Below are 24,134 nucleotides of genomic sequence, written 5' to 3'. Positions count from 1 at the left end.
AAGGAATTATGTGCCCACAAAGGAAGTGCCAAAATCAGCCCATTGATTAAAGATTGTAGCGCTTGACTTACGGGCTGGTTAATGATTTACTTCTATCATGAATGAGTTGCGCGCGATACATTCGTTCGCAGCAATGGTTACCGAGCGGGTCTATGGGGAAGGTCAGGATTACGTTTTATGTATTAATCATTATTGCGCAATATTGATGCCGTCCCCTCACTCATCACACTACTCTTGATTAACTCAGGCCAGATCAGCAAAAAGTACGTCCACCAAAGCATAATTGGCATAGCAGCGAGTAGCGTGATCCAGATGGTTTTGAAAACTACCCATATACTTAATAGGATGACAGATCCGGTCAATAGTATTGACCAGGGTTGGCACCACCAAGGCTTATAACTCCAGGGATTGAATTTTTTTTCTGTAGACAAGATTAACCTTCTAAGCTACCACATCTAAACTACCACGTCTGACTTTCTTTTACTAAGCACGGGATTGATCAATAAAAGCATGGTTTGGTCAAGCCAACCGACTAAATTGTGGCTGGGGATCAAGGCAGACATGGGCTTTAGTTATTTGATCCGGTCGTGACTTGGTTTGTTTGAAAGTAGCTTGTCTGCCTATCTCCTACTGCTTAATTATGAGGTTCTACTTGGGGCAACCCCATACTGTAATTAATCACTCTGCTTTCGGTATTGTAGCTAATTTGTCCATTTTGCAAAAGCGATCGCACAAGGTGTTCTAGGTCAGAACCGATACGACGCAGGTTGTATTCGGTTAAATCAAATCCGCTGTAGGATTCAACCAACTCATCAAACTTCCGGTAAACCTGCTGTATAGCATCTTCATTCCAATTGAACTCGTTATCGGGGTCAATGTCTAAGGTTAAAACGTTATCACTCCCGACTAGTTCGTTGTTTTTAACCTCTGCTGTATAGATTCGGATATGACGAGTGGTGGACTTTAACAGCATCTAGAAACCTCCTGCTCACAGACTTTATTTTTTCATCTTTTCAGGCAGTAGTCAATGGTCACCATGTGAATTCCCGGCAAACCCATCAAAGATTTGCGGTGCGCGAACGGGCGCGCACCGCCACGGGAATTTAATTCGACGACTGTAAGCGCACCGGTCAGTTTTGAAGGAGATAATGGTCTGACAACCACGTGCATGAGATTTTACAGACATTACCAAAAAGTCACTTACTTTCATAGTAGGTTTCCCTACAACCGTAGACAGCAGTCCGAAGCCGCTGTTTACTCGAACTGTGCGGGCCATTGGCCCTACTCGATGTGATTTAAATCTGTCATTTATCATTTTTGTGAGGTACAAATTAGTCGGGAGTATGGAGCGGTGCGACCCCGCGCTTTTTCAAAGCTAACCGTGAACGCGCACCTAATTATTTCGGAATTCAGGAGTGTTTTTAATAATAGTTAATCGAGTATTGTTTTCCGTTACTGGTAGGGTTACTCAAAAAATGTACCTCATGATTATGATAATTACTAGAGCAACCTGGGTTTTAGCGGCGGTCTCCACGGGGGAAGAAAAATTAACAATACATGCACTAATGGAAGATCCTGGTACTCTAAAGGGAAAAACTATATTAAGTAAAGTCAAACACACTAATCCAATGTCATAGCTAAAAAAAATGTCTGGTACCATGGAAGATATTGCTAGACAAGCCCACCAGGGTAGCGTGGTGGCAATTATTCAAACACTGAATGAACGATTAGCCGATTTTGGGGTGAGAACTAGAGCCATTCTGGCTGATGGTGTATTGCAAGTTTTGTGTGAAGCAGCAAAACCAGAACAGCTGGAACAATCGATTCTAGTCAGTCAAATCCAGGAAATTCTGGAAGAGATTTCACCGCGTAACATTCGTCGTGTCAGGATCAACAGCCGCATCGTGCGAGAGGAACAATTACTCTGGTTAGAAGAAATTAGCCGTGACCCAGACAATCAGCTGTTATGGTACGAAGACATCACCCTTACTAGGCCAAATTTCTTCAAGCAACTGGCTCAAACCTTCAACAATCGCCAAAACCTACCGAGCCAGCAACTGGCTCTAACACCAGGATTTTCCCGTCAACTGAGCCAAAAAAAACTACCGAATCAGCAACTGGTCTTACCGCCAGCTTCTTACAGTCAACTACGTAAAAAAGGTCGATTGCGGCAAGGTGTTGTGATTGGGTTAGGTTTGGGTTTATTCCTGATCGTAGTAGGTTGGTTACTCAATGATTGGTTTGGGAGGGAAATCGAATCCCTAAACCCAACTCAAGCCGAAGATTGGGCAAAAGACCCAGCCAATTCTTCTTCCGAGGGATCTTCTAGTAATCCAGACCCCCCCTTTACTCAGGACCCCTTTACTGAGGCAATGCGCCTAGCTCAAGAAGCAGCCGCAGCAGGCGAAAGTGTCGAAACCTCAGCTCAATGGTTAGATGTGGCAGCTAAGTGGGAACGGGCATCAAATCTAATGGAGACGGTAAAACCTGATGACCAACGCTACCAGATAGCTCGTTATCGGGTTATACTTTATCGAAAAAACAGTGAGGAAGCTCAAAAACAAGCTAGAAAGAAGCGTTCCTAGTGGTGTTGAATTGAAGTTTTAAATCAGTTTTGTTTAAAAAACGGTATAAAAAGGTGCTCAAGGTGTTTAAGGTGTTGAAAATTAATCGATGTCAATCCCAAGCTGCGCTTTCCAAGGCCGCGAGCAATCCCTCGCGGCCTTGGAAAGCGCAGCTTGGAGAGATATCTGGAGTTTCTCAATTCTCTCCTGGGTTTCCAGGTACTAGTAGTCTACCCAACTCAGAGGCGCGCGCCTTTTGGGATTTTTACGCTCTGTGCTTAGGTCAAAACTCCAAAAAGCCCTCACCCAATCTACCGATCAAAATTAATTTGGTAAACGAATCTCGAGCAGTAACCATTTTGATATCGCGGTGCGCGCCAGTTCGCGCCCCGCGTCGGGCTTTGCCTAAAGGCGCGACCCAAGGCCGTGAGCAATCCCTCATGGCCTTGGATCGCGACAATCACGCGAATTAAATTCGACGACTGTAAGCGCACCGGGGGGGAGTTTAACTCAACTGCGACGATTACATGATGGGAGTTGTGCCACCGACCCACAGCTTCTCCTCTAACCAGAGTGATGATTGAACGGGTGTGTCGGTCGGTTGTCGTAAAAAACTGCAATCTCTTGATCAAAAGCACTTTGATGCCGGGAACACTAATCCTAGCGAGATTACTGTTTTAACAGTAGTTGCTCTAGTCAAGACCAGTATTCACAAGTTGTGCAACAAGCATAATGGATGCAGAAAGCGCGATTTTTGCCCCAAGAGTAAATTCCATCAACTCCCGTCTCTCAGGTACATTTGAACCAACCTTTAGCCAGGAGCATCAAGGTTCACTCATGCCTTACCCGACAGAGTTAGCTCAGATCGGGCAACAAATTGCTAAGACGATACTAAATACCTCAGAAACACAAACTCTGTTGGCGATGCTCGCCCAGGCTATAGGAGAGAGTTTTCAGGTGGATAGCTGTTTAATTGGGGCGCTGGCTAACCCTAGCACTACGCCCCAACTAGCCTGGTGGCGTGCTGATCAACACCTTGACCCAGAACACCGATACTACAAAAATCCAGTGCAACTGCTGGAACTCATAACCACAGAGGATGACTTAGGCAGGGACTCAGTACTGGTAATTTCAGATTGGCAAAAATCCGATGCTTGGTCTAACTTAGATTTGGGTGAAGAAGTGCTATCTGCCAGGGCAATCCTGAAGACCTCCACAAAGTTTCAGTCTGTAGTCAACGGGGTAATTGTTTTAGGAAAAGCCCAGCCTTACCAATGGACAAAGATAGAGCAAGAACAATTAATTGTTGTTTCCCAATGGGTATCGGTAGCAATTTCTCAAGTTCAGCTAACCCACCAAGTGAAGGCGGCTACTCGAGACCAAACTCTGCTCAACCAATTGAGTCAAGTGATGCATAGCTCTCTCAATCTCCTGGAGATTTTCCAGATAGCTACCACAGCTGTTGCTGAAGCACTTCAGGTGTCACGGGCACTACTGCTACTGTTAGATGAAACGAATCCCCTGTGTTGCTCTCTACCAGGACAGCATTCACCAAAACATGATCTGACAGTGGTTTGTGAATGGTTAAAGGAAACCTCTAGTACTGATCTATTTTCAAAAGGAGACGCACTGTTAAATCAATCCTTCCCAGTTTCTGAGTGTTCTTGGTACCAAGAGGCTCTCAAGCAAGCCCCTGAACCGATAGTCATTACCCATAGACCAGATCACCCGATTGGTAAATCTGACCACCAGAGCATCTCACTCCTAGATCAGCTCCTATTGCCAGGGTTACTGATCTGTCCTCTGGTTGGGGCAGATAATCATGGTTTGCTATCCGTTAAGGTTTTGGGGTTCTTGGTCTTGCAAAATACTCAACCTCGCCCTTGGCTAGAGAATGAAATCAACTTGGTCAAGTGGGTCAGTACACAAGTTAGTAGCACTATTATCCAAAATCAGACTCTCCAGCAAGTACAATCCCTTGTTGAAGAACGCACGGCTCAGTTACAACATAGTCTGAAAGTTCAGGCAGAGTTATACCAAAGAACTCGCCAGCAAATGGGTCAGTTAAAGGAATTAAATCGGCTCAAAGAAGAATTTCTCAGTAGCATGAATCATGAATTGCGGACACCTTTGACGGCAATGAGTCTAGCGATTCGGATGTTGCGTCAACCCAAACTTGATCTTGAGCGTCGTGCCAAATATCTAGAAATCCTTGAGCAACAGTGTAATCAAGAAATTGAGCTAATTAACGACCTGTTGAGTCTACAGCAGCTGGAATCTGACCAGTCCCAACTGCACTTGCAAAGAATTGACCTGATGCCGATGATTAAGCACTTGGCTAAATCCTTTGAGTACAAATGGGCGGAGAAAGGCTTAACCTTAACAATCAATAGTTCACTACCATCGCTGTTTATCAACACCGACGCTGAAAGCCTTAACCGTATCTTGCTGGAACTTTTAACCAATGCTGGCAAGTATTCTCACCCAAATACTACAGTGGTGATCGAGGTAACTGAGCAAATCCAGCAATCGGTGAAGCAGATTGTGATGAGTTTGAGCAATATTGGTCAGGGGATATCTCCAGAAGACCTCAGACATATTTTTGATAAATTCCATCGCGGTCAGGGGATGACCCAAAGGGCAGTTCAGGGTACTGGTTTGGGTCTAGCGCTAGTAAAATGCTTAGTGCAGCATCTCAATGGGACGGTAGATGTCTCCACTGGCCCGTCTGACACTCCTCGCACGTCTCGGGTATCTTTCACAATTACTCTGCCCCAGGTTCAATCTTTTATGTAAAACTTAGTCATTAGTAAGTAAGAAGGCAAAACTAATGACTAATGACTAATAGCTTGGAAGACTAACTGGGAAGAATAGGTATTAAAGCGGATATGATCTGATTGATACTCCCGGATTGGATAGGAGTAACTATGAATAGCTGAGTATGCTCACAACTGATGCGCCCAAGCCACCACGTTGGCAACAACCTAACTATTCCCCCCTGGCTCGCCAGATCGATATTTTTACTGCGGCAGCGCAGTTTATGGTTTATTTATGGTGGGACAAGGTATCGGCTAATAATTCCCCCAAGCAAAGAAATCGTCGAGCCCAGTGGTTAGTTAGAAAGCTCTTAGACTTAGGTCCAACGTTCATCAAGATCGGGCAAGCACTATCCACACGCCCTGATTTACTTAGCTTAGAATATGTGAATGCCTTGGCGCAATTACAAGATCGGATCCCAGAATTTAGTGTAACCGATGCTATAACTCTAATTGAATCAGAACTGGGTCACGATATTCATGGTTTGTATCGGGATTTTGAGCATTTTCCTCTAGCCGCTGCCAGTTTGGGACAAGTTCATAAAGCCCGATTGCACACCGGCGAGGATGTAGTCGTTAAGGTTCAGCGTCCTGGCTTAGAAAAGCTATTTAACTTAGATTTTGAGATTATCCATCGATTGATTCGTTTTGTCAATCGATTTGTTCCGGGAACCAGAAAATATGATTTGGATTCCATAACCCATGAGTTTTTTAACCTGCTCTATCAAGAAATTGACTACATCCATGAAGGGAAGAATGCTGAGAGTTTTCGTCAAAATTTCAGCAATTATCCTCGCATTAGTGTCCCGAAAGTCTACTGGCGATATACAACTAAAAAAGTTTTGACTATGGAGTATATGCCGGGAATTAAAATTGATGACCGTCAGACCCTAGAATCCCTCGGCATAAATCCTAAAGAAATTATTCAGCTGGGAATTTGTTGCTACCTCAAGCAGTTATTACAAGATGGCTTTTTTCAGTCTGACCCTCATCCTGGAAATATGGCAGTCTCTACAGAGGGCAGTCTGATTTTTTATGACTTTGGCACAATGCTGGAGGTCAAGTCCATGACTAAAGACCAAATGCTCCAGACTTTTTTTGCTGTACTGCGTAAGGACACTGATCAGGTCGTTAATAGTTTAACTTACATGGGGTTAATTGAACCCATGTCAGATCTCAAGCCAGTCAAGCGATTAGTTGCTTTTCTACTGGAAAAATTTACCGAAAAGCCCATAGAATTACAAGCTTTTGAGGAAATCAGTAGCGAACTTTACATAATGTTTGAGCAGCAACCTTTTCGCCTACCAGCACAACTGACATTTATTTTAAAGTCACTAACAACTCTTGATGGGATTGCTCGTGCCCTAGATCCCCAATATAATTTGTTAGTTGCTACTGAGCCTTTTGTTAAAAGCCTGGCTGTTTTTCAAGGGCGGGGGAATATAGTGGGGGAACTAGCCAAACAAGCTAGGGATTTTGTGAAATATAACTTACGTAAGGCTAGCCCTACCGAACTAGCCATTCGACGCTTAGAAGAGCGGCTCGAGCTGGGAGAGTTACAATTACACGTGCGTTCTGTAGAAAGCGATCGCACTCTCAAGCAGATCACCCTTGCTCTAAAAAGCCTAATTTATGCTTGTTTAACTGGATTTACCCTGGTAGCTGGTACTATTTTCCTATCTGTTCCTCATAGTGGATGGGCGATAGCCGCCTTTGCCTTTTCCGGATTCTGGTTTTTGATTTTGCTACGTTCTCTGATTAACTTAGCCATTAGAGAAAGACTGGATAGATTAGCTAAAAGGTAGGCAATCTTATCTAAAATCGCCTACCTTAAGCTGTTGAATTTTTTCTGTTGTATTTTTTGCTTCTTTAGATACCCCCAAGGGAATTCGAATCCCTGTCGCCTCCGTGAAAGGGAGGTGTCCTAGGCCTCTAGACGATGGGGGCTTATTGATTTCACTTTTATAAGTGTAGCGGATATTTTGGTTTGTGTCAAGTGTTTGATCAGGAAAATTTTTTTCCAGTCCCTTTACTTGATTTTATTTCGCAACTGTTCTAGGCGCTGCTGAGCCTTGGCATCTAAGGAATTTACTAAAAAACGACCACTAGAGGATTTCTGTGGTCGGTATTTGCGGCGGGTTCGACGAGCTGTGAATTCAACATCGCTGAGCAACTGCTGGGAAGACATGCACTGAGCACCATACCCCACAACCGTCAATTGCTCTGCCCGATCTGAGGTAGCGACGATCAGACGTTTAGTGGGTTTAACAAGATTGGTTCTATAGGAGGCGCAAAATTTTTCGATGTAAGTGTCTGCTGTCTCCCCGAAATCGGTGTAGTAAACCGATAAGTGATTAGTTATCACCTCACGACTGTTAGGGGTATTGAGTGAGTGAGCATCAAAGACAATCTCAGTGTCATAGCCGACAAAGGCACTGTAATTGGCTAGGGTCTCAATTAACTCTTGGCGAGAACTCATGAGACCATCACGATCACGGGTATTTTTCAGGAAAGACCAAGAGCCAATGACGTTATAGCCATCAACTAGTAAAATAGCCAGCGGTGAAGAACAGGACATTTTCCATGGTATTATACTGTTTACCGTCCGTATGGACTACATATTAGCGCTAATTTTAACATTTCTTTATATTAGTATAAATTGCACTTGAGCAAAAGGCAAAAGGATTGAGCAAAAATGACACTCAACATTTAACTATTAACATATAAACTATTATAGTCACAACTTTAAGTATTATAATTAACGCTTAGCAGTTAACAGTTAGCCGATTACAAACCCTACGACTTTCTGGAAACTTCCCGAGAATCAGTGATTATGACTTACCAGGAAAATCTAGGAGGGCTAATTCCCGGTAATTTCCGGTAGTTACCCGCAAAAGCTGTAAATGTATCCATCTTTTCGGTGTATTGCCGATATATCTTGAGGCTTACAGCTTTTGTAACCTTTCATTCCTAACGGGGTAAATCCAAAACTTCCTTTGCTTCTGGGAGTAACCTTGCCTATTCCTAATCTTTGATGCCTAACTATATCTCCGGTAACCCAACCTTTGATCGGTTTTAATGGGTTGTGTCTGATCGGGTAACCGCATTTATTGAGTGCCGCTTTTTGTCTGCCACCTTGGCCTTTACAGGTTACTAATAGTGGCTGAGAGATTTTTAACGTTAAGGTCTCAATATTTCCAACACAAGCAGCATCAACCCAATGCTGTTTAGGAAACCCTAATTTTGTCCGATTATACTTAGTTTGTGCTCCGGTCCCAGTGATCACAGGCTTAATGCCTTGTAGTACTTTTACTAGTCTGTTCCGGGTTGCATTGACCGCCGCCGCATCCTTTAATGGCTGTTTAGCTTTGGCTTTAATCTTTTGGAGTAGCTTCGGCTTCTTTTTCAAGAAATCCTCTACAGGTTTATTTCCTTTTCGTTGATTGCACTTTTCGCAAGCCAAACAAAGGTTGCTTACGCGATTGCTTCCACCCTTGGACTTAGGGTGAATGTGCTCGATTTGCAAGGGAACATTTTGCTTTCCACAATAGGCGCACTCTCTTCCCCACTTTTCAAGCAAATACTCTCTGACCTCGTAACCTGCTAGTTCCCCTTGTTGGTACTCAACGCCACTGATTTCAGGACTCTGCATTTTCTGGGTGTCAAACTTAACTCTTTCGACCCAGATCTCGCTTACTGGGCAGAATTTAATCAACCTCTTAACCCAGGTTTGAGTAGTTAAAATCCTATGTTCTAAACTAGGGGGAAGCCATCCTTCTGGGCGCTTACGGTTGAGGAATCTAGGCTTTCTATAGCGAGTGTTTCGATTACGTCTCCCACGCCTTACAGCCCTTCTGGATTCTAGTTTCTTCTTGATTAGCCCTCCTCTATGTTCTAGTTCCATCGCCCAGATAACTTGATCCTTTTGAACCAAGGCAAATCCAGTCACTTTACTACCAGGATCTATCTTGACTTGACATGGTGAGATGGTTGGATTTGCGATCGCCGTTTTTAAGATGACTGTGAATGGATACATCCTAAAAACAGCTGCCTTGCCTTTTTCTAATAGGCGGCGAGCCTTCTTTGGGTGGATGGGGTTTAATGGTTGAAAGTTTGTGTCAATGACAAATACATAATTTTGCATCGTTAAATGCCTCAAGTTGGTTATGTTTTCCAAGTGCTTCGCACACGCTTGCGCGAACGGCAATGTTGAAATGGCTTGTTAGGCTAATCACACGTTTCGCCTTTACCTTAATGATTAGCGACAGAGCCAGGAACTGGAGGTCATTCCTGGGTGTCGTGACCAAATCAACGTAGGAACTTAATCATTAGCCTGCATCCTAGTTGGTGCTTCCAGGGGTTACCGGGAATTACCAAGGCTTAGACTAGGAGTCTTTGCTTCAGGCGTTCCGGTTGACCTTGGTCAATGACCCGACCCTGGTCTAACAAAAATGCTCCATCGCAATAATCTAGCTCATCCAAACGGTGGGTAACCCAAATGGCTGTCAATCCTCGACTTTTGACTAAATTTCGTACTTGTGAAACTAAATCCATCTGGGTATCTGGATCCAGTAGGGCAGTGGGTTCATCTAACAATAAAATCTCGCACTGTCTTGCGATCGCACCAGCGATCGCAATTCGCTGCTTCTGACCACCGCTGAGGGCATAGATCGGTCGTCGCTCTAGCTCTAGTAAATTCACCGCAGCAAGAGCCTCTTTTACCCGGGCTTGAACTTGAGCTAGGTCGAGCTTTTCGGCTACCAGTCCAAAGGCTACATCAGCACCTACGCTAGGCATAACTAGCTGATGATCAGGATTCTGGAAAACAAAACCTGCTGAACCGGCCAGGTAAATTTCACCGGATTGGGGGGACAATAAACCAGCCAGTAATCTAAGTAAGGTTGATTTACCACTGCCATTGGTTCCCAAGAGCATCCAAAATTCCCCCTTAGGGACTTCCAGGGAGCAAGATTGCAAAACTGTCCCCCCTTTAGGCCAGTTGAAGCCAACCTCTCTTACTTGAATTGCTGGTTGAGTCATTATATATCTTGCTGTTCGATGAATTTATTCAGCCATGGCAAAGAAGCCGGGAGTACGTCCTGAGCCTGTGGCTCCAGATTTTTGAGAAATCATTGCTGCACTGATCTGATCACTGAGAACGCCAATTTTCTTCTCTGGCTTGTGATCGCAGCTGAGTTCTAACAACTGAGGATGCCCAGAGCGCATGGCTGTCAAAATTTCCTGGTAGGTTGCTTGCGCCTCTTCTTCTGACTTACGTTGGACAGACAGTGGCATGGGTGTATTCCTGAGAATTAAGTCAATGGTAAACATGGAGTATCAAGCCGTAGCGCGTTTTCTTAATGTACTTCTTTTTCTTATCTTAGACCCCAGCCCAAAGCACCGTAAGAGCAGTATCTTGGGTGCAGTTATTACCTAATTTTTTTTAGGGGGTAGCAAAATTAAGAATTATGACATATTATGATAGTTATATTAGACGAAGTTTACTTTTCTTTACTTAGACTGCCTTTAATAAAGAAAGTAAGTCGCCTTACCGTACTTATATATATCTGGAGATCCTTGCTATGACAGTAGCAGTAGGACGCGCCCCCAGCACCAGAGGATGGTTTGACATCCTCGATGACTGGCTCAAGCGCGATCGCTTTGTATTCGTCGGCTGGTCCGGCATTCTATTGTTCCCCTGTGCCTACATGGCTTTGGGCGGCTGGTTGACTGGTACCACCTTCGTTACCTCTTGGTACACCCACGGCTTAGCATCTTCCTACCTAGAAGGCTGCAACTTCCTGACCGTAGCAGTATCCTCTCCTCCCAACAGCCTGGGACACTCCCTGCTGCTGTTGTGGGGTCCAGAAGCCCAAGGAGACTTGACTCGCTGGTTCCAACTAGGAGGGTTGTGGAGCTTTGTGGCATTCCATGGAGCGTTTGGTCTAATTGGGTTCATGCTGCGGCAATTTGAAATTGCTCGTCTAGTAGGCATCAGACCCTACAACGCGATCGCATTCAGTGCGCCGATTGCAGTATTTGTCAGCGTGTTCCTGATGTACCCATTGGGACAGTCGAGCTGGTTCTTTGCTCCTAGCTTCGGAGTAGCGGGTATCTTCCGTTTCATCCTGTTCCTGCAAGGCTTCCACAACTGGACACTGAATCCCTTCCACATGATGGGGGTAGCTGGGGTACTCGGTGGTGCTCTGCTGTGTGCCATTCATGGGGCAACGGTGGAAAATACCCTGTTCCAGGATGGGGACAAAGCCAACACCTTCCGGGCGTTCAACCCCACCCAAGCGGAAGAGACCTACTCCATGGTCACCGCCAACCGCTTCTGGTCTCAAATCTTCGGAATTGCTTTCTCTAACAAGCGCTGGTTACACTTCTTCATGTTGTTTGTGCCAGTAACTGGCTTGTGGATGAGTGCAGTAGGAATTGTAGGTTTAGCATTGAACCTGCGAGCCTATGACTTCGTTTCCCAGGAAATCCGGGCAGCAGAAGACCCAGAGTTTGAGACGTTCTACACTAAGAACATTTTGCTGAACGAGGGTCTGCGGGCTTGGATGGCTCCGGCAGACCAACCTCACCAAAACTTTGAGTTCCCTGAGGAAGTACTGCCTCGCGGTAACGCTCTGTAACACTCCAAGGCGGAACCAGAATTAAGGTTAGCTGTTGGATTTTCTCAAAGCCCCACCTCCTGGTGGGGCTTTGAGCAGTTCTAGAAAAAGAAAACTGGAACGCTCTGAGCAATATTAGGCGAATTTATCATGATCCTAGTTTGCAGAGGTTGCAATTTGATCGATAGTCTGTTAACTTAAGGAAAGGTGATAATCCTGGAAAGGTAAAAAAAACCGCTTAGGGATTAAAGGAGGTGATGCCCATGGAAGATAGTAGTAAAATCATGGGTCATCTGGTTGGAGTTAGCCGGCTGTGCGCCGGGGCTGTTCTCTAGGAGTTAGCTGGATTCTCTACGGAGAATCTATATGACTGCTTAGGCAGGGCTACCTAAGAGTTCCTCTCGGCAGCCTGGTTTCAATCAGAAGACCCGCTAGACCGCTCTCACACCAGGTGTTATGGATTAACCAAAACACTAGCCGTGAGAGCGGATAGTTTTTTGTATGGGATTGTTTAAGGAGTGCATCTAAGAATCATGGCTCAACTACTCAGTGATGCAGAAATTAAAGCCAAGGCGAGTCAGCTAGAAGACTGGAGTGTGGAAGGGAAAACCCTGCGTAGTAATAAGACATTCAAGGGTTTTGTAGAAGCGATCGCGTTTGTGAATAAACTTGTTGACCCATCTGAAGCTGCAGAACACCATCCTGACCTAGAGATTTCCTACAATAAGGTAACGATTACTTTAACCACTCATGATAGTGGTGGCTTAACCTCGAAAGATTTTGACCTAGCGCAAGTTATTTCAGAGCTGGGTTAATATGCTTTAAATAACTCTAAATAAGTGACAATCGCCTTAGCAATAGACCCCAAGCCAGAAGAAGTAAATCCACTGGCAAAGGGAAAAAAAGTTGGTGTAGCACTTTGTCGGTAAAGGCTATAGTATAAGAATTGTTCCTCTAATAAATTGTTCCTGTAATAGGTTAATAGGTTTTATCGCAATAGCGCTGATTCTTAGATAAAACCAAATACCGGTTTAGGCTGTGGAAAATCGGCTAGCTGGAAATTAACAACGCCAACAAGAAAAAAGTAACGATCCAGCTAGGAATTTGTATAGTCAAGGTCGGTCGGGAAGTTTTGAACCTTCCCAAACGGGATGATGTATTCAATAACCGTGAAGATATCATACCGTAAGCATTACGAGATGTGGCTAATGCCCTCGGTTGTAACATCAGCTTAGTATCCTCCGTGATTGATCCGGGGGAGAGTTCAATAATTGTAAAGGTGTGAGGATTAAGAGAAGATGTCTAAACTACTGTTGAAGTCCCTACTGATAAGTCCTGCTGTAGTGGGTGCTGCTCTCGCCTTTGGTACCAATCAGGTACAGGCAGCCAACAATGCCAACTCGTTAACAGCTGAGAGTAAAATTACCACGGAAACTGCCCCACGTCAAGCTGTCCCAGTAAAGACACTTGCGATCGCTCTTCAGAGCGCGCCAAAGGCGATCGCGGCGGCACCCACTGCCCCAGAAGTAAAGGATACGGCAGTTTTTTCCACGAAGATGGGCTCTACCTTGGGTGAGGGAACATCAACCCTAAAAGTCGATACCCTAGTTCCTAAGGTAGACGTACCGGAGGCGGAAACAAAAATAGCCCAAGCCGTACCCTCAGCATCAGATAACAGCCAGCTGTTAAATCAAATTCAACGCTACGGTAAAGAAGGTAGTAACAGCCAAGATCAGGTAACTAGCGTTTCCCAACTGCGGGATGTTTCCCCTGGAGACTGGGCTTATGAAGCTCTGCGTAGTCTGGTAGAGCGCTACGGTTGTATCGCTGGTTACCCAAACCGCACCTTCCGTGGCAACCGTGCTACCACCCGTTATGAATTTGCGGCTGGCTTGAACGCTTGTTTGAACCAGATTGAGCGTTTAATTGCTGCTAGTACTGCTGACTTTATTACCCGTGAAGACTTAGAAACGCTGCAACGGCTGATTCAAGAGTTTGAGGCAGAACTGGCTACCCTCGGAGCACGGGTCGATAACCTCGAAGGTCGAGTCGCATTCCTAGAGGATCACCAATTCTCCACTACTACGAAACTGGAAGGGGAAGTGATATTCGCCCTGACCAATAACTTTGGTGATTTTGGGGAAGATGACAATAACCAAGTTGTCTTTGGTGACCGGGTTCGTTTAGTTCTCGACACCAGCTTCACTGGTGAAGACAGTTTGGTAACTCGTCTGAGTGCTGGTAACCTGAATGCCTTCACACAGGGGGGTGAGATTACCCCAGAACTGACCCAGACCTTTAACACTGAGATTGATGGTACTGGTGACGGGAACGATATAGGGGTTGACTGGTTAGCCTATTACGGTGACATTCCTATTGGTCCGTTTGGTCAAGTATCAACTTACATTGCTGCCTTTGGTGGTCGGCATGATGATTACGTTCCTACACTCAATCCCTATTTCCAAGACTTCGATGGTGGTAGTGGCTCTCTATCCACGTTTTCTCAACAAAACCCCATCTATCGGATTGGTGGTGGTGCTGGTTTAGGGGTTAGCTTCCAACTTGGTTTACTAGAGAGCGTGATTGGACCAAGTACTGTCACACTGGGTTACCTAGCTGGGAATGCTTCAGATCCTGATGAAGGGGCAGGTCTGTTTAATGGTGATTATTCTGCCTTGGGTCAGTTGAACTTCAACGTCAACGACCGGATTGGTGTGGGCTTTACTTACGTCCATGGTTTCCATAAAGAGGACAGTGCCATATTCAGCAAAGGCGCTGGAGAAAATGGTATCGTAGGTACCCGTGCTGCCAACTTGAATCAAGACGCACTTCTTGCTAGTCGTATAGGTGATTCAGCTGACAAGGTAACCAACTCCTACGGAGCAGAATTAGCCTTTCGCCTCACCGACAAGATTTCCTTTAGTGGATTTTTCAACTACACCGATGTGATTGTCATTGGTGAAGGTGGTGGTGAAATTTGGAGTTACGGCGGTGGTTTAGCCTTCCCCGATTTTGGCAAAGAAGGTAGTGTGTTAGGTTTCTTTGGTGGTGCAGTGCCCTATTCGGATTTGAATGAGATTGAGACGCCGATTCACATAGAAGGCTTCTACAAGTATCAGCTATCCGATAATATCTCTATCACTCCTGGTGTGATCTGGGTGATTAATCCAGAGCAGAGTGATGATAATGATGATGCTGTGATTGGTACCATCAGAACCACATTCACGTTCTAGAGACCTTGGCTAATTGCCCCTGGTGCGCTTGATCCATTAAGAATTAAATTCCCCATGGGTCGCACCGCAAGGAGTATTGACCATTAGTTAGTTGACTTTTCCCTGCCCCGAGGCGGGGATTTTTGTTTGAAGGGGTGAAAGTGTCAAAAAATACTAGGATGATGGAGAACAACTAATAACTCAGAATTTCCAACAGTTATGCGAATTGCTCCAAATATTACCGAACTGGTTGGTCGGACGCCTCTAGTGCAATTGAATCGTATTCCTCAAGCAGAAGGCTGTGTGGCTAGAATTGTAGCCAAGTTAGAGGGAATGAATCCATCTTCGTCTGTCAAAGACCGGATTGGTGTTAGCATGATCAATGCAGCGGAGCAGAATGAGTGGATTACCCCCGGCAAAACTATTTTGGTGGAACCGACATCGGGAAACACAGGTATTGCTCTAGCAATGGCAGCGGCAGCCAAGGGTTACCAACTGATCCTAACCATGCCAGAGACAATGAGCATAGAGCGACGGGCTATGTTGCGAGCTTATGGTGCTCACTTGGAACTGACACCAGGTAGTGAAGGCATGGGTGGCTGTATTAGGCGAGCTCAAGAAATTGTAGAAAACACATCCAATGCCTATATGCTGCAACAGTTTCGTAATCCAGCTAACCCAAAAATTCACTATTATACCACAGCTGAAGAAATTTGGGACGATACGGAAGGACAGGTGGATTTCCTGGTGGCTGGAGTCGGTACGGGTGGTACAATTACTGGTGTTGCTGAAGCGATTAAAAAACGTAAGCCCAGTTTTAAAGCGATCGCAGTTGAACCAGCTAGTAGTTCTGTACTTTCTGGAGGGTCTCCAGGACCTCACAAAATTCAGGGTATCGGTGCGGGTTTTATTCCAGAAGTACTCAAGGTGGAACTTCTGGACGAGGTGATTACAGTTACGGATGATGATGCGATCGCATACGGTCGTCGTTTAGCCCGTGAAGAAGGAATTCTTTCCGGCATTTCCACTGGAGCCATACTATCAGCGGCGATTCAAGTTGCCAAACGTCCAGAAAATGAAGGATGCCTGATTGTGATGATTCAACCAAGTTTTGGGGAACGGTACCTGAGCACCCCCCTGTTCCAAGAGCCAACAGCCACCACTGATAGTGTGATGGGGCAAGGCGCTTCGGTTCACTAGTTATCCTAAAACCTCTGGAAATCTATGGAAATATTGGATTGAGCTTACTTGGTACCTCAATTATACTATCGCTGCCGGTTTAAGTAGGTTTAGTGTCGCCCATGTCAGACTCGAATCACTACCAGACTCTGGATGTTCATCCCCACGCTACGACCCTAGAAATTAAACAAGCCTACCGACGGCTAGCCAAGCGCTTTCATCCAGATAGCAACAGCCCCACCGCTGATCCCGAAAAAATTATCCAAGTTAATGCTGCCTATGAGGTACTCAGTAACCCTGAGCGACGGCGTTCCTATGACCAAAAGAGGCATTACTTTCAGCATTCATTAGAGCATCAGAATCGACAACAGCGAACAGCTGATGCCCAAAGACATTACCAGCATCATCGGCAAAAGGGAAAAAAGACTGATGCCCAGCTAGGGTACTGGTTGCAGCAAATTTATCAACCTGTAAACTACTGGATTAGTCATATCCTTGAGCCTCTAGAGGCTCAACTCGATGAACTCTCGGCTGACCCGTTTGATGATGAACTCATGGCAGAGTTTGAAGCTTATCTGGAAGAGTGTGGTGATCATCTCCATCAAGCTCAGAGGCTGTTTCATTCTCAACCTAATCCTGCCACCGTTGCCAGTGCTGCTGCTAACCTCTACTACTGTCTTAATCAGTTAGGAGATGGCATAGAAGAATTAAAGCTGTTTACCCTTAACTACGACGACTACCACCTACACACAGGTCAAGAACTGTTCAGAATTGCCTCCCATCTGCTCTGGGAAGCTAAAGACACAGTTAAAGATTTTTGGTAATGGGTAACCAATAGGATTTTTGTAGCAAACCCAAGAATGATCAATCTTGACTTACATGCAAAAGGGACTTGATTAATGAATAATCATTAATAACTAATGACTAACGACCACTAATCCAAATTAGTTTATGCTGAACATAAGTCTAGTTTACCTAACTTGACATGGAATGCGTCATTAAGCGCCGTGCTGAGTTTTCAGCCAGCCACCGATACTGGTTACCAGAACTGAGTGAAGCTCAGAACATTCAGCGGTTTGGTTTGGGTAGCCGATTTCCTGGACACGGACACAACTACGTTCTGTTCGTTTTCCTGACCGCTCAGTTGGATAAGTATGGCATGGTGGAAAACTTTTCTAAAGTCAAAAGGGTGATCCAACGAGAGGTCACCAGCCAACTTGACTACGCTTATCTCAATGAGGTTTGGTCAGAATTTCAGCAAACCTTACCTACTACCGAAAACATAGCACGAGTAATTTGGCAGCACTTGGTTACTTACCTACCACTACTGAAGATTCAGCTATTTGAACATCCAAAACTCTGGGCTGACTATCAAGGAAACGGTATGGAAGTATATCTGACTATCAGTAACCACTTTAGCGCTGCTCACCGACTAGCTCATCCTGACCTCAGTGACGAGGAAAACTACCAGATTTACGGTAAGTGTGCTCGTCCCAACGGACATGGACATAACTATCACATAGAAGTGACTGTTAAGGGTGAAATGGATCCGCGCACTGGCATGATTGTTGATCTAGGCTCCTTGCAGCAAGTCATGGATGAATATGTCGTGGAAGCTTTTGACCATACTTTCCTCAATAAAGACATTCCATACTTTGTCCGGGTTGTTCCTACTGCCGAAAATATTGCTATCTATATTTGTCAGTTGTTGCAACAACCAATTCAAGAATTGGATGTCCAACTTCATAAGGTGAAATTGATTGAAAGTCCCAATAACTCCTGCGAAGTCTACTGCACACCAGAGACTACCAAGTCACCAGCAACATCATCTAGAGAAACTCGGCTGACCTTGATTGAGTTGAATAATAAAGTTTAGCCCAGTCCCCACCTAAAATCTTTGATGCGCGGTGGGCTGCTTTCAATACCTGGCAAGCGTAGCATGGGCTAAGCGCATTAGCCCTAGGCTGAATGCTTAGCTAGGGATTTTTATTTGCTGAGATTAAATCATCCATAAGTTAGAGTTAGTATATCATTTGTTATGATAAGGGTAAAGTGGCCGGAATCAGGATTGATGCGGTTATCATAGTAGTCAAGTATCCGCACTCGTACTGTTAGGTCCAGCTGCGCTAAATCCGAAAGCCTTCATATCCTCGTTAATGGCCCCGTGGTATCTCACTCAAAGGATGAGATACGACCTTGAGCAATTCAAAACAAGGGAATATATGGCAAAGGATTTTACTCGATTGCGCAAACTTAGAAAACTACAAAACTCTTGATGATCCGTAAGAGGCAATAGGAATGGAGAGCCGGTTGCCGTGTGATGACAGCCAATATAGGGAGCGTCTAGCAGAGGCAGCACGCCAAACTTTCGTTCCTACATTACCAAACAACATTCCAGATAATGTTGATGACCTTGCGCGGTTCCCTCGCGCCGGTGAAGCTGCTCAACTTTTAGAGAAAGGGATTGAGCAGCACCAGCGATGTCAATTCTTCGCAGCAAGACAGTCGTTCCAAGAGGCACTAGCAATATATGCGCAATTGGGAAATAGACGGGGTCAAGGAAAAGCTCTGAGTGGTATGGCCCTGACTGCTTATTCCTTGGACAACTTTCAACAAGCCATAAAATATAGTAACAAAAGTCTTGCGATCGCAAAAGACATCAAAGACCAGCGTCTTGAGGGCCAGGTTTTGGGAATTTTGGGAAATGCCTACCGTCACCAAGGAAATCACCTCAAGGCTATTGACTATGGTCAAAAAAGCCTAACTATTATGCGGCAACTCCAAGACCGACTGGGAGAGGTGACTGCCTTGAACAATCTAGGATTGGCCCATAAGGCACTAGGAGATTTGCCCCGAGCAATGGCTTGCCAGCAACAGAGCCTCTATGTTGCCCAGACTCTTGGGTTACCTGAGCTGGAGGAGCGAATTCTGAGAAATCTCAGTAACTCCTGCTACTCCATCGGTGATTATGCTCAAGCTATTGACTATTACGAGCAGCGTTTTGCGATCGCACAGCAGATGGGTGATCGTCCCCTAGAAGGACAGATTCTAGGCAAGCTGGGTAATGCTTGCTTGGCACTAGGAGATTATATTCAAGGGATTTACTATATTCAGCAGCAATTGCTCAAAGCTCAACAAATGGGTAATCGCCGTCTAGAACAACAAGCCTTAGGTCGCTTGGGAAAGGCTTATGATGCCTTAGACAATTATGGCCAAGCGGTTGAATACTATGAACAACGCTTGAGTATTGCCCAAGCCATCGGTGACCGGAAGGCAGCAAAAAAAGCCATAGCTAGTCTGAAAGCTGCTTATTACTCTCAAGGAAACTACACCAAAGCTATGGAGTACCATCAGAAAAATTTAGCACTGACTAATCCCTAATCGGAATGGTAGTTCTGGTGGGGATAAGGCTCGTACCTATTAGCCATTCCCACAAAACCGACACTAATCTCTATCAAAATACCTATAATATCATGTCGGGATAATTACCCTTAATAAAATCTCCCCCATCTCCCCATCTCCCCATCTCCCCATCTCCCCATCTCCCCACACTTCCCACCCTCCCCACACTTCCCACCCTCCCTCTAATTATGGGTATTCAACCTGACTTGATCTAAAATTGGGATCACTCATTGTCTATATACTTGCGCTGGCTCGGAGGGGCGACCCAAAGTAGACAATAGCCGCTAGTCGCTTTTTTGCCCCCAAAGTTTAACCGGATTCCTGCCTCTATGGCATCCTTTTGACATTCTAAGTTATCCAAATAGCCCGCATTCCACTTGGTTATATTTCTGGCTAATTTGCCCTCTTTACTGATTGCCCAATTTAAGGTATCTGCTTCGTCTAGGGTTAGTTGTCTAGAACCATTGGGGTCTAATTTTGGCTGACTTAACTGAGATAGTCCCCAACCCGCTCCTAGTCCACAAACCAATGACAAAACCACAGCTCCACAGATGGCTGTAATGTTTATAAAAGGAGATGTCTTAGCAACCAGAAAATCCCTTGAGCCTTTGGGTGGATAGGAACAGGGCTGTCTTTCTGACTTGGATTCTATGGTTACCTTTGATTGCTCTATGGCAGACGCGTTCGCCTTTGGCGCGCTCTGAAGAGCGATCGCTTTAGAAATTTCTTGGCGCTGAATATCCATGGTGGATTGCCCGACGACATCAATCATCTGCTGGATATCCTTTTCCCAACTTCGGAATAACTGCTCTAAGGATTTAGGAGTATCTGCTAACATTGTTTCCAAACTGGACGTTGCTACCAAAAATAGGAATAGCGGGTCATTAGCGTCCAATTCTGTCGCAACAACTAAATCTAAAATTTTTGCCTTAAAGCTATCCGAACGTCCTTCTAACAGCTTTTCCAATAGAGAGTAATCCGTCTTATCCCTCTCGTCAATTAAATCTGACAGACTTTCAGGTTGCTTGATGTGGGAGAGGTTTTCTTGAGAAAGATTACTTCCTACCATTTCCCTAATTCCTTGTTTGCTTACTTCTTTATAAATAGCCATAAAATTCGAGAATAACAAGATTTGTAAATATTTGTTACATAGAGACGTTAAAATCCTGAAACGAGAAAAATTCTCTGAAAAAAGGAACGTTACTATAAGGGGTTATATGTACATAATCAATCCGTTGCTCTGCTTAGAGAGTACTACCAAGAAAGAGAAACAGTCAAAAACTTGAACAGGTTAAATCAGTAAGCATTCAGCAGTTAGCTAACGCGCTAAGCGCAGGCTGACTGCTAATAGCTTAATGCTTACTTAAATCAAGGGATTTAGAAGAAGGAATTTATGGCTATGACCCACCTAAGTGCTGAAACTTATCACACTGATCCTCAGATAATTGATGATGATTTTTTGGATTATCCCCACGTAGATCATATCTGTCTTCAATTAAACGAAGTCACCCTAGGAGCTTATAGCCTTGATAACCAAATTATTTTTAGCTTACGGCAAATGTCTATACCGATTAGACAGTCTCCAAGACAAGCTCAACAATTTCTTGAAGAAAATGGCTATCAAAAATTATGGGTTACTACTCCTTCCCAGAGAAACTTGACTGTTTATCCTCTCAAGAGCTTACTGGCTTATTGGAAATATTTAGTGTCAGACAATCTCATCCCCGCCTACCTGGATAAAAATCAAACAGTTTCCTTAAAGCAACTCATTGAACAATTAGAGCAAGACCCAAATCAATTAATCAAACCAAGGGTGAACTTAATTAACCAAGATTCAGATTGGCTACAAGCAACCCCGACTAGGATTACAATTGGTCAATCCCAATTAGAAATATTAAAAACAGAGGATGATCAGGAGTTTCGGGTTAGTTTATCCGCTGCCATGGATGCCATAGGCTCATCGGTTGCTTTACTGGTGGGAATTATTAACTCAAGGAGAAAACTAAAAAAATTGAAAGCAAAAGGTTTTTCTGGTAAGATACTATTCTGTTATACAGAAACTGAAGGGATAATGAAAACTATGAGTTTAGGAGATTGTCTTCATATTTGGGAATACTTTGCCCTGAAAGGCAATACTAAAGCTGTCTATCTCCTATCGTCTTGCAGCAAACTGGGGATAAATTCTCTGCTGGAATTTAAGTCTTAATCAGCAGTTATAGCAAGGAAAGTATAGTTTAGGACATAGTATTTTGTTTTCAAGGTAACAGGGATCCCCCCTAACCCCCCTTAGTAAGGGGGGAAGGGAACAGGGAACATAAATATGTCTTAACCTTTACTTCGACTGCTATATTTAAACCTAATCAAGGTATAAAATTCCTTGATTAAACTGGTTGGTAATCGGTAAGGCTTAAGTGGTAATGGGTAATGGTACGAGAGTAATCACAATTACCCATTACCCATTACCCATTACCCATTACTCATTAAATCGGATTAGATATCAGATTAAGTCCGGTTGAATACCCATAATAAAGAAGATTGATGGGGAGATAGTGTGCTGTAAAAATTGGTATTAAGGATAATTATCGGGACATGATATCACTTAAGACCCAACATTTAATCTTTCTCCCCACAAGGTAGTTATTTCCCTAGCAAAAATTGATTTATCTGGTGAAGAGGAAGGCTTACAAACCCCTTCTGCTCGATTTTCCATTGCTAAAACTCTCTCTGTATCCTGAGAATACAAGGGAGTCATTGCTTCTCGCTGCTCTAATAGATTTTCCAATTCAATTTTAAAAGGAGTTCTCTGACCTTGATGGAACACTCGCTGCACTGCTGATTCTACAATGGCACGAATTTCTGCTCCAGTACATTTTCGTGTTGCACTCAATAATCGACGCCATTGTTTTTCTGTTAATGGTCCATTTCCCTCCCGATAACGAGGATCAAATCGGCTAGCATGGAGTTTAAAAATCTCAAACCGCTCAATCTCTTTGGGAAAACCCACATAAAACAGTTTGTCAAATCTGCCAGCACGAGTTAATTCTGGAGGCAAAGCATCTAATCGGTTGAGAGTTCCAATCACAAATGTAGGAGTTGTCTTCTCCTGCAACCAGGTTAAGAGAATTCCTAGAATTTGTTTGGTGTTATTTGTTTGGGAATCAAAAAACTTATCCAGTTCATCGAGAAACAAAACACAAGGACTCGCGGCCTCAACTCGACGCAAAAGTCGTTTTAAATGGGTTGGACTACTACCAATTACTAAATCCACTCCCATGCTAATTAAAGGAAATCCTAAGGTTTGAGCGCAGACTTTGGCAGCAAAGGTTTTTCCTGTTCCTGGAGGACCAATCAATAGCCATCCCTTGGGCAATGGAATCCCATAAGCTCTGGCTTGATCAGAAAAATCTTGTTTCACCCATTCCAAGGCTTGTTTAAGTTTATCTAATCCCCCAAATTCCCCAACATCAGGTTTGAGGAATTCTAAACCAAATCCTTTGAGTCTGTGAATTTTGTAATTGATTAATTGCTTGGCTAGCTCTGATTGAGATTGGGCTTTATTGACTGCTATATGAAATTGCTTGCGTTCGCCTTTGGCGCGCTCTGAAGAGCGATCGCTTAAGAGGCAAGACACTATGGGAGCGTATTTATTTTTTTTCCCCGCCAGTTTGACAGCCATCCGAATTTCTTCCGGGGTCAATCCCCCGATAGACCGAGCTAGTCTATCGTCTAGAGGTGTTTCTTGGTCAGCCAAACCATATTCTACTAAATGAGTCTTTAATAATGCCGTGACTTCCTTGGGTTCTGGAAAAGGAAATTCGGCAGCAGGAATAATTGAGTTTAAAATTCGAGGTAACTCATTCTCCCCCGTATCCAAAAGAATTAGAAACTTATCGCTTGATAGACCAAAGTTGTAGAGAACATTAGACAATGAGGTTCTGATGGTTATGGTTTGCCCACTGTCAGCACTATCGAGTAAAGACGGTAAATCTTCTAAGATAAATAAGGCTTTACCAGAATAGGCTTGGCAAAAATTCAACACTTCAACAACCTGTGAAAATGCCTCACGCTCTTCTAGGACATTAACCATTGAACTTTCTAAGGTTTGAGAATTTCCATCCCACTCAATTTTCTGAAATCCACGACTAGCTAAATTCCAGAGGTAAACCAAGAATACTCCATGGTGAGTAAGACTCTGACAAATCCACCTAAGTACATTGTGTCTTTCAATCAAGGGAATTCCTATAGATACTGCTCTATAGCATTCTAATAATGTCCCAACTTCGGGTATATTCATTCTCAATCAAACGTTATTCAGTCAAAATTAAACTATAGCATTTTCCA

At 44.2% G+C, this 24,134-nt stretch carries 19 protein-coding genes and 1 tRNA gene; 11 read left to right on the top strand and 9 right to left on the bottom strand.

Annotated features, from left to right (window positions below; all coding sequences use genetic code 11):
- Window positions 1–182: 182 nt before the first annotated feature.
- Both F6K46_RS00915 and F6K46_RS00910 read right to left on the bottom strand, forming a co-directional pair.
- Window positions 183–362: a DUF6737 family protein gene (locus F6K46_RS00915; RefSeq protein WP_366510691.1), complete on the bottom strand. Its 180-nt coding sequence runs from the start codon at window positions 360–362 to the stop codon at window positions 183–185.
- A gap of 272 nt (window positions 363–634) precedes the next feature.
- The gene (locus tag F6K46_RS00910) at window positions 635–973 is read right to left on the bottom strand and encodes an NAD(P)H-quinone oxidoreductase subunit M (RefSeq protein WP_070391392.1); all 339 of its coding nucleotides are present in this window, start codon (window positions 971–973) and stop codon (window positions 635–637) included.
- Window positions 974–1,646: 673 nt separating this feature from the next.
- On the opposite strand from F6K46_RS00910, the gene F6K46_RS00905 reads away from it, so the two are divergent.
- The 3 genes from F6K46_RS00905 (at window position 1,647) to F6K46_RS00895 (ending at window position 7,185) form a co-directional block, all read left to right on the top strand.
- The gene (locus F6K46_RS00905; protein WP_075896995.1) at window positions 1,647–2,585 is read left to right on the top strand and encodes a hypothetical protein; all 939 of its coding nucleotides are present in this window, start codon (window positions 1,647–1,649) and stop codon (window positions 2,583–2,585) included.
- 711 nt (window positions 2,586–3,296) lie between these two features.
- A complete protein-coding gene (locus tag F6K46_RS00900; RefSeq protein WP_293055038.1) occupies window positions 3,297–5,360 on the top strand; it encodes a GAF domain-containing sensor histidine kinase in 2,064 nt (687 codons plus the stop codon).
- Window positions 5,361–5,505: 145 nt separating this feature from the next.
- The gene (locus tag F6K46_RS00895; RefSeq protein ID WP_293055036.1) at window positions 5,506–7,185 is read left to right on the top strand and encodes an AarF/ABC1/UbiB kinase family protein; all 1,680 of its coding nucleotides are present in this window, start codon (window positions 5,506–5,508) and stop codon (window positions 7,183–7,185) included.
- 69 nt (window positions 7,186–7,254) lie between these two features.
- On the opposite strand, the gene F6K46_RS00890 is transcribed toward F6K46_RS00895, so the two are convergent.
- The 5 genes from F6K46_RS00890 to F6K46_RS00870 form a co-directional block, all read right to left on the bottom strand.
- A tRNA-Glu gene (locus F6K46_RS00890) sits at window positions 7,255–7,327 on the bottom strand.
- A gap of 82 nt (window positions 7,328–7,409) precedes the next feature.
- Complete coding sequence (locus F6K46_RS00885; protein WP_075896987.1) at window positions 7,410–7,958, bottom strand: NYN domain-containing protein; 549 nt, start codon at window positions 7,956–7,958, stop codon at window positions 7,410–7,412.
- Between the two features lie 306 nt (window positions 7,959–8,264).
- Entirely contained in the window at window positions 8,265–9,524 is a 1,260-nt protein-coding gene (gene iscB, locus F6K46_RS00880; protein ID WP_293055034.1) for an RNA-guided endonuclease IscB, read from the bottom strand.
- 236 nt (window positions 9,525–9,760) lie between these two features.
- The gene (locus F6K46_RS00875) at window positions 9,761–10,420 is read right to left on the bottom strand and encodes an energy-coupling factor ABC transporter ATP-binding protein (protein WP_293055032.1); all 660 of its coding nucleotides are present in this window, start codon (window positions 10,418–10,420) and stop codon (window positions 9,761–9,763) included.
- A gap of 24 nt (window positions 10,421–10,444) precedes the next feature.
- Window positions 10,445–10,711, bottom strand: a complete 267-nt coding sequence (locus tag F6K46_RS00870) for a hypothetical protein (RefSeq protein ID WP_293055030.1) — start codon at window positions 10,709–10,711, stop codon at window positions 10,445–10,447.
- A 251-nt stretch (window positions 10,712–10,962) separates the two neighbouring features.
- Between F6K46_RS00870 and psbD the strand changes: the two genes are divergently transcribed.
- The 7 genes from psbD to F6K46_RS00835 all read left to right on the top strand — a co-directional run bounded on the left by psbD (window position 10,963) and on the right by F6K46_RS00835 (window position 19,772).
- A complete protein-coding gene (gene psbD / locus F6K46_RS00865; RefSeq protein ID WP_008183309.1) occupies window positions 10,963–12,021 on the top strand; it encodes a photosystem II D2 protein (photosystem q(a) protein) in 1,059 nt (352 codons plus the stop codon).
- Between the two features lie 512 nt (window positions 12,022–12,533).
- Window positions 12,534–12,815, top strand: a complete 282-nt coding sequence (locus tag F6K46_RS00860) for a 4a-hydroxytetrahydrobiopterin dehydratase (RefSeq protein ID WP_293019508.1) — start codon at window positions 12,534–12,536, stop codon at window positions 12,813–12,815.
- A 483-nt stretch (window positions 12,816–13,298) separates the two neighbouring features.
- Entirely contained in the window at window positions 13,299–15,233 is a 1,935-nt protein-coding gene (locus F6K46_RS00855; RefSeq protein ID WP_293055028.1) for an iron uptake porin, read from the top strand.
- A gap of 198 nt (window positions 15,234–15,431) precedes the next feature.
- Window positions 15,432–16,412: a cysteine synthase A gene (gene cysK, locus F6K46_RS00850; protein WP_293055026.1), complete on the top strand. Its 981-nt coding sequence runs from the start codon at window positions 15,432–15,434 to the stop codon at window positions 16,410–16,412.
- 101 nt (window positions 16,413–16,513) lie between these two features.
- Window positions 16,514–17,215, top strand: coding sequence for a DnaJ domain-containing protein (locus F6K46_RS00845; RefSeq protein ID WP_293019511.1), 702 nt, complete (start codon window positions 16,514–16,516; stop codon window positions 17,213–17,215).
- A 161-nt stretch (window positions 17,216–17,376) separates the two neighbouring features.
- The gene (locus F6K46_RS00840) at window positions 17,377–18,267 is read left to right on the top strand and encodes a 6-carboxytetrahydropterin synthase (protein ID WP_293055024.1); all 891 of its coding nucleotides are present in this window, start codon (window positions 17,377–17,379) and stop codon (window positions 18,265–18,267) included.
- Window positions 18,268–18,689: 422 nt separating this feature from the next.
- Window positions 18,690–19,772 (top strand): tetratricopeptide repeat protein, encoded by a 1,083-nt coding sequence (locus F6K46_RS00835; protein WP_293038160.1) that lies wholly within the window; start codon window positions 18,690–18,692, stop codon window positions 19,770–19,772.
- A gap of 244 nt (window positions 19,773–20,016) precedes the next feature.
- On the opposite strand, the gene F6K46_RS00830 is transcribed toward F6K46_RS00835, so the two are convergent.
- Window positions 20,017–20,904, bottom strand: a complete 888-nt coding sequence (locus F6K46_RS00830) for a DUF6753 family protein (protein WP_293055022.1) — start codon at window positions 20,902–20,904, stop codon at window positions 20,017–20,019.
- Window positions 20,905–21,186: 282 nt separating this feature from the next.
- Between F6K46_RS00830 and F6K46_RS00825 the strand changes: the two genes are divergently transcribed.
- Window positions 21,187–21,999 (top strand): hypothetical protein, encoded by an 813-nt coding sequence (locus F6K46_RS00825; protein ID WP_143727475.1) that lies wholly within the window; start codon window positions 21,187–21,189, stop codon window positions 21,997–21,999.
- A gap of 393 nt (window positions 22,000–22,392) precedes the next feature.
- Here F6K46_RS00825 and F6K46_RS00820 read toward each other — a convergent pair whose 3' ends face one another.
- Entirely contained in the window at window positions 22,393–24,087 is a 1,695-nt protein-coding gene (locus F6K46_RS00820; RefSeq protein ID WP_075896967.1) for an AAA family ATPase, read from the bottom strand.
- Window positions 24,088–24,134 lie beyond the last annotated feature (47 nt).

It is taken from the genome of Moorena sp. SIO3E8, from assembly GCF_010692445.1.
In the GTDB taxonomy this organism is placed as follows: domain Bacteria; phylum Cyanobacteriota; class Cyanobacteriia; order Cyanobacteriales; family Coleofasciculaceae; genus Moorena; species Moorena bouillonii.
The sequence above is the reverse complement of the archived record's forward strand: the minus strand, read 5'-3'. Positions and strand labels throughout refer to the sequence as shown.

Excerpts from the sequence above, each read along its gene's own strand:
- F6K46_RS00910 (WP_070391392.1), bottom strand. The coding sequence starts at position 973 with ATGCTGTTAAAGTCCACCACTCGTCATATCCGAATCTATACAGCAGAG.
- F6K46_RS00905 (WP_075896995.1), top strand. The coding sequence starts at position 1,647 with ATGTCTGGTACCATGGAAGATATTGCTAGACAAGCCCACCAGGGTAGC.
- F6K46_RS00900 (WP_293055038.1), top strand. The coding sequence starts at position 3,297 with ATGGATGCAGAAAGCGCGATTTTTGCCCCAAGAGTAAATTCCATCAAC.
- F6K46_RS00895 (WP_293055036.1), top strand. The coding sequence starts at position 5,506 with ATGCTCACAACTGATGCGCCCAAGCCACCACGTTGGCAACAACCTAAC.
- F6K46_RS00885 (WP_075896987.1), bottom strand. The coding sequence starts at position 7,958 with ATGTCCTGTTCTTCACCGCTGGCTATTTTACTAGTTGATGGCTATAAC.
- iscB (WP_293055034.1), bottom strand. The coding sequence starts at position 9,524 with ATGCAAAATTATGTATTTGTCATTGACACAAACTTTCAACCATTAAAC.
- F6K46_RS00875 (WP_293055032.1), bottom strand. The coding sequence starts at position 10,420 with ATGACTCAACCAGCAATTCAAGTAAGAGAGGTTGGCTTCAACTGGCCT.
- F6K46_RS00870 (WP_293055030.1), bottom strand. The coding sequence starts at position 10,711 with ATGTTTACCATTGACTTAATTCTCAGGAATACACCCATGCCACTGTCT.
- psbD (WP_008183309.1), top strand. The coding sequence starts at position 10,963 with ATGACAGTAGCAGTAGGACGCGCCCCCAGCACCAGAGGATGGTTTGAC.
- F6K46_RS00860 (WP_293019508.1), top strand. The coding sequence starts at position 12,534 with ATGGCTCAACTACTCAGTGATGCAGAAATTAAAGCCAAGGCGAGTCAG.
- F6K46_RS00855 (WP_293055028.1), top strand. The coding sequence starts at position 13,299 with ATGTCTAAACTACTGTTGAAGTCCCTACTGATAAGTCCTGCTGTAGTG.
- cysK (WP_293055026.1), top strand. The coding sequence starts at position 15,432 with ATGCGAATTGCTCCAAATATTACCGAACTGGTTGGTCGGACGCCTCTA.
- F6K46_RS00845 (WP_293019511.1), top strand. The coding sequence starts at position 16,514 with ATGTCAGACTCGAATCACTACCAGACTCTGGATGTTCATCCCCACGCT.
- F6K46_RS00840 (WP_293055024.1), top strand. The coding sequence starts at position 17,377 with ATGGAATGCGTCATTAAGCGCCGTGCTGAGTTTTCAGCCAGCCACCGA.
- F6K46_RS00835 (WP_293038160.1), top strand. The coding sequence starts at position 18,690 with ATGGAGAGCCGGTTGCCGTGTGATGACAGCCAATATAGGGAGCGTCTA.
- F6K46_RS00830 (WP_293055022.1), bottom strand. The coding sequence starts at position 20,904 with ATGGCTATTTATAAAGAAGTAAGCAAACAAGGAATTAGGGAAATGGTA.
- F6K46_RS00825 (WP_143727475.1), top strand. The coding sequence starts at position 21,187 with ATGGCTATGACCCACCTAAGTGCTGAAACTTATCACACTGATCCTCAG.
- F6K46_RS00820 (WP_075896967.1), bottom strand. The coding sequence starts at position 24,087 with ATGAATATACCCGAAGTTGGGACATTATTAGAATGCTATAGAGCAGTA.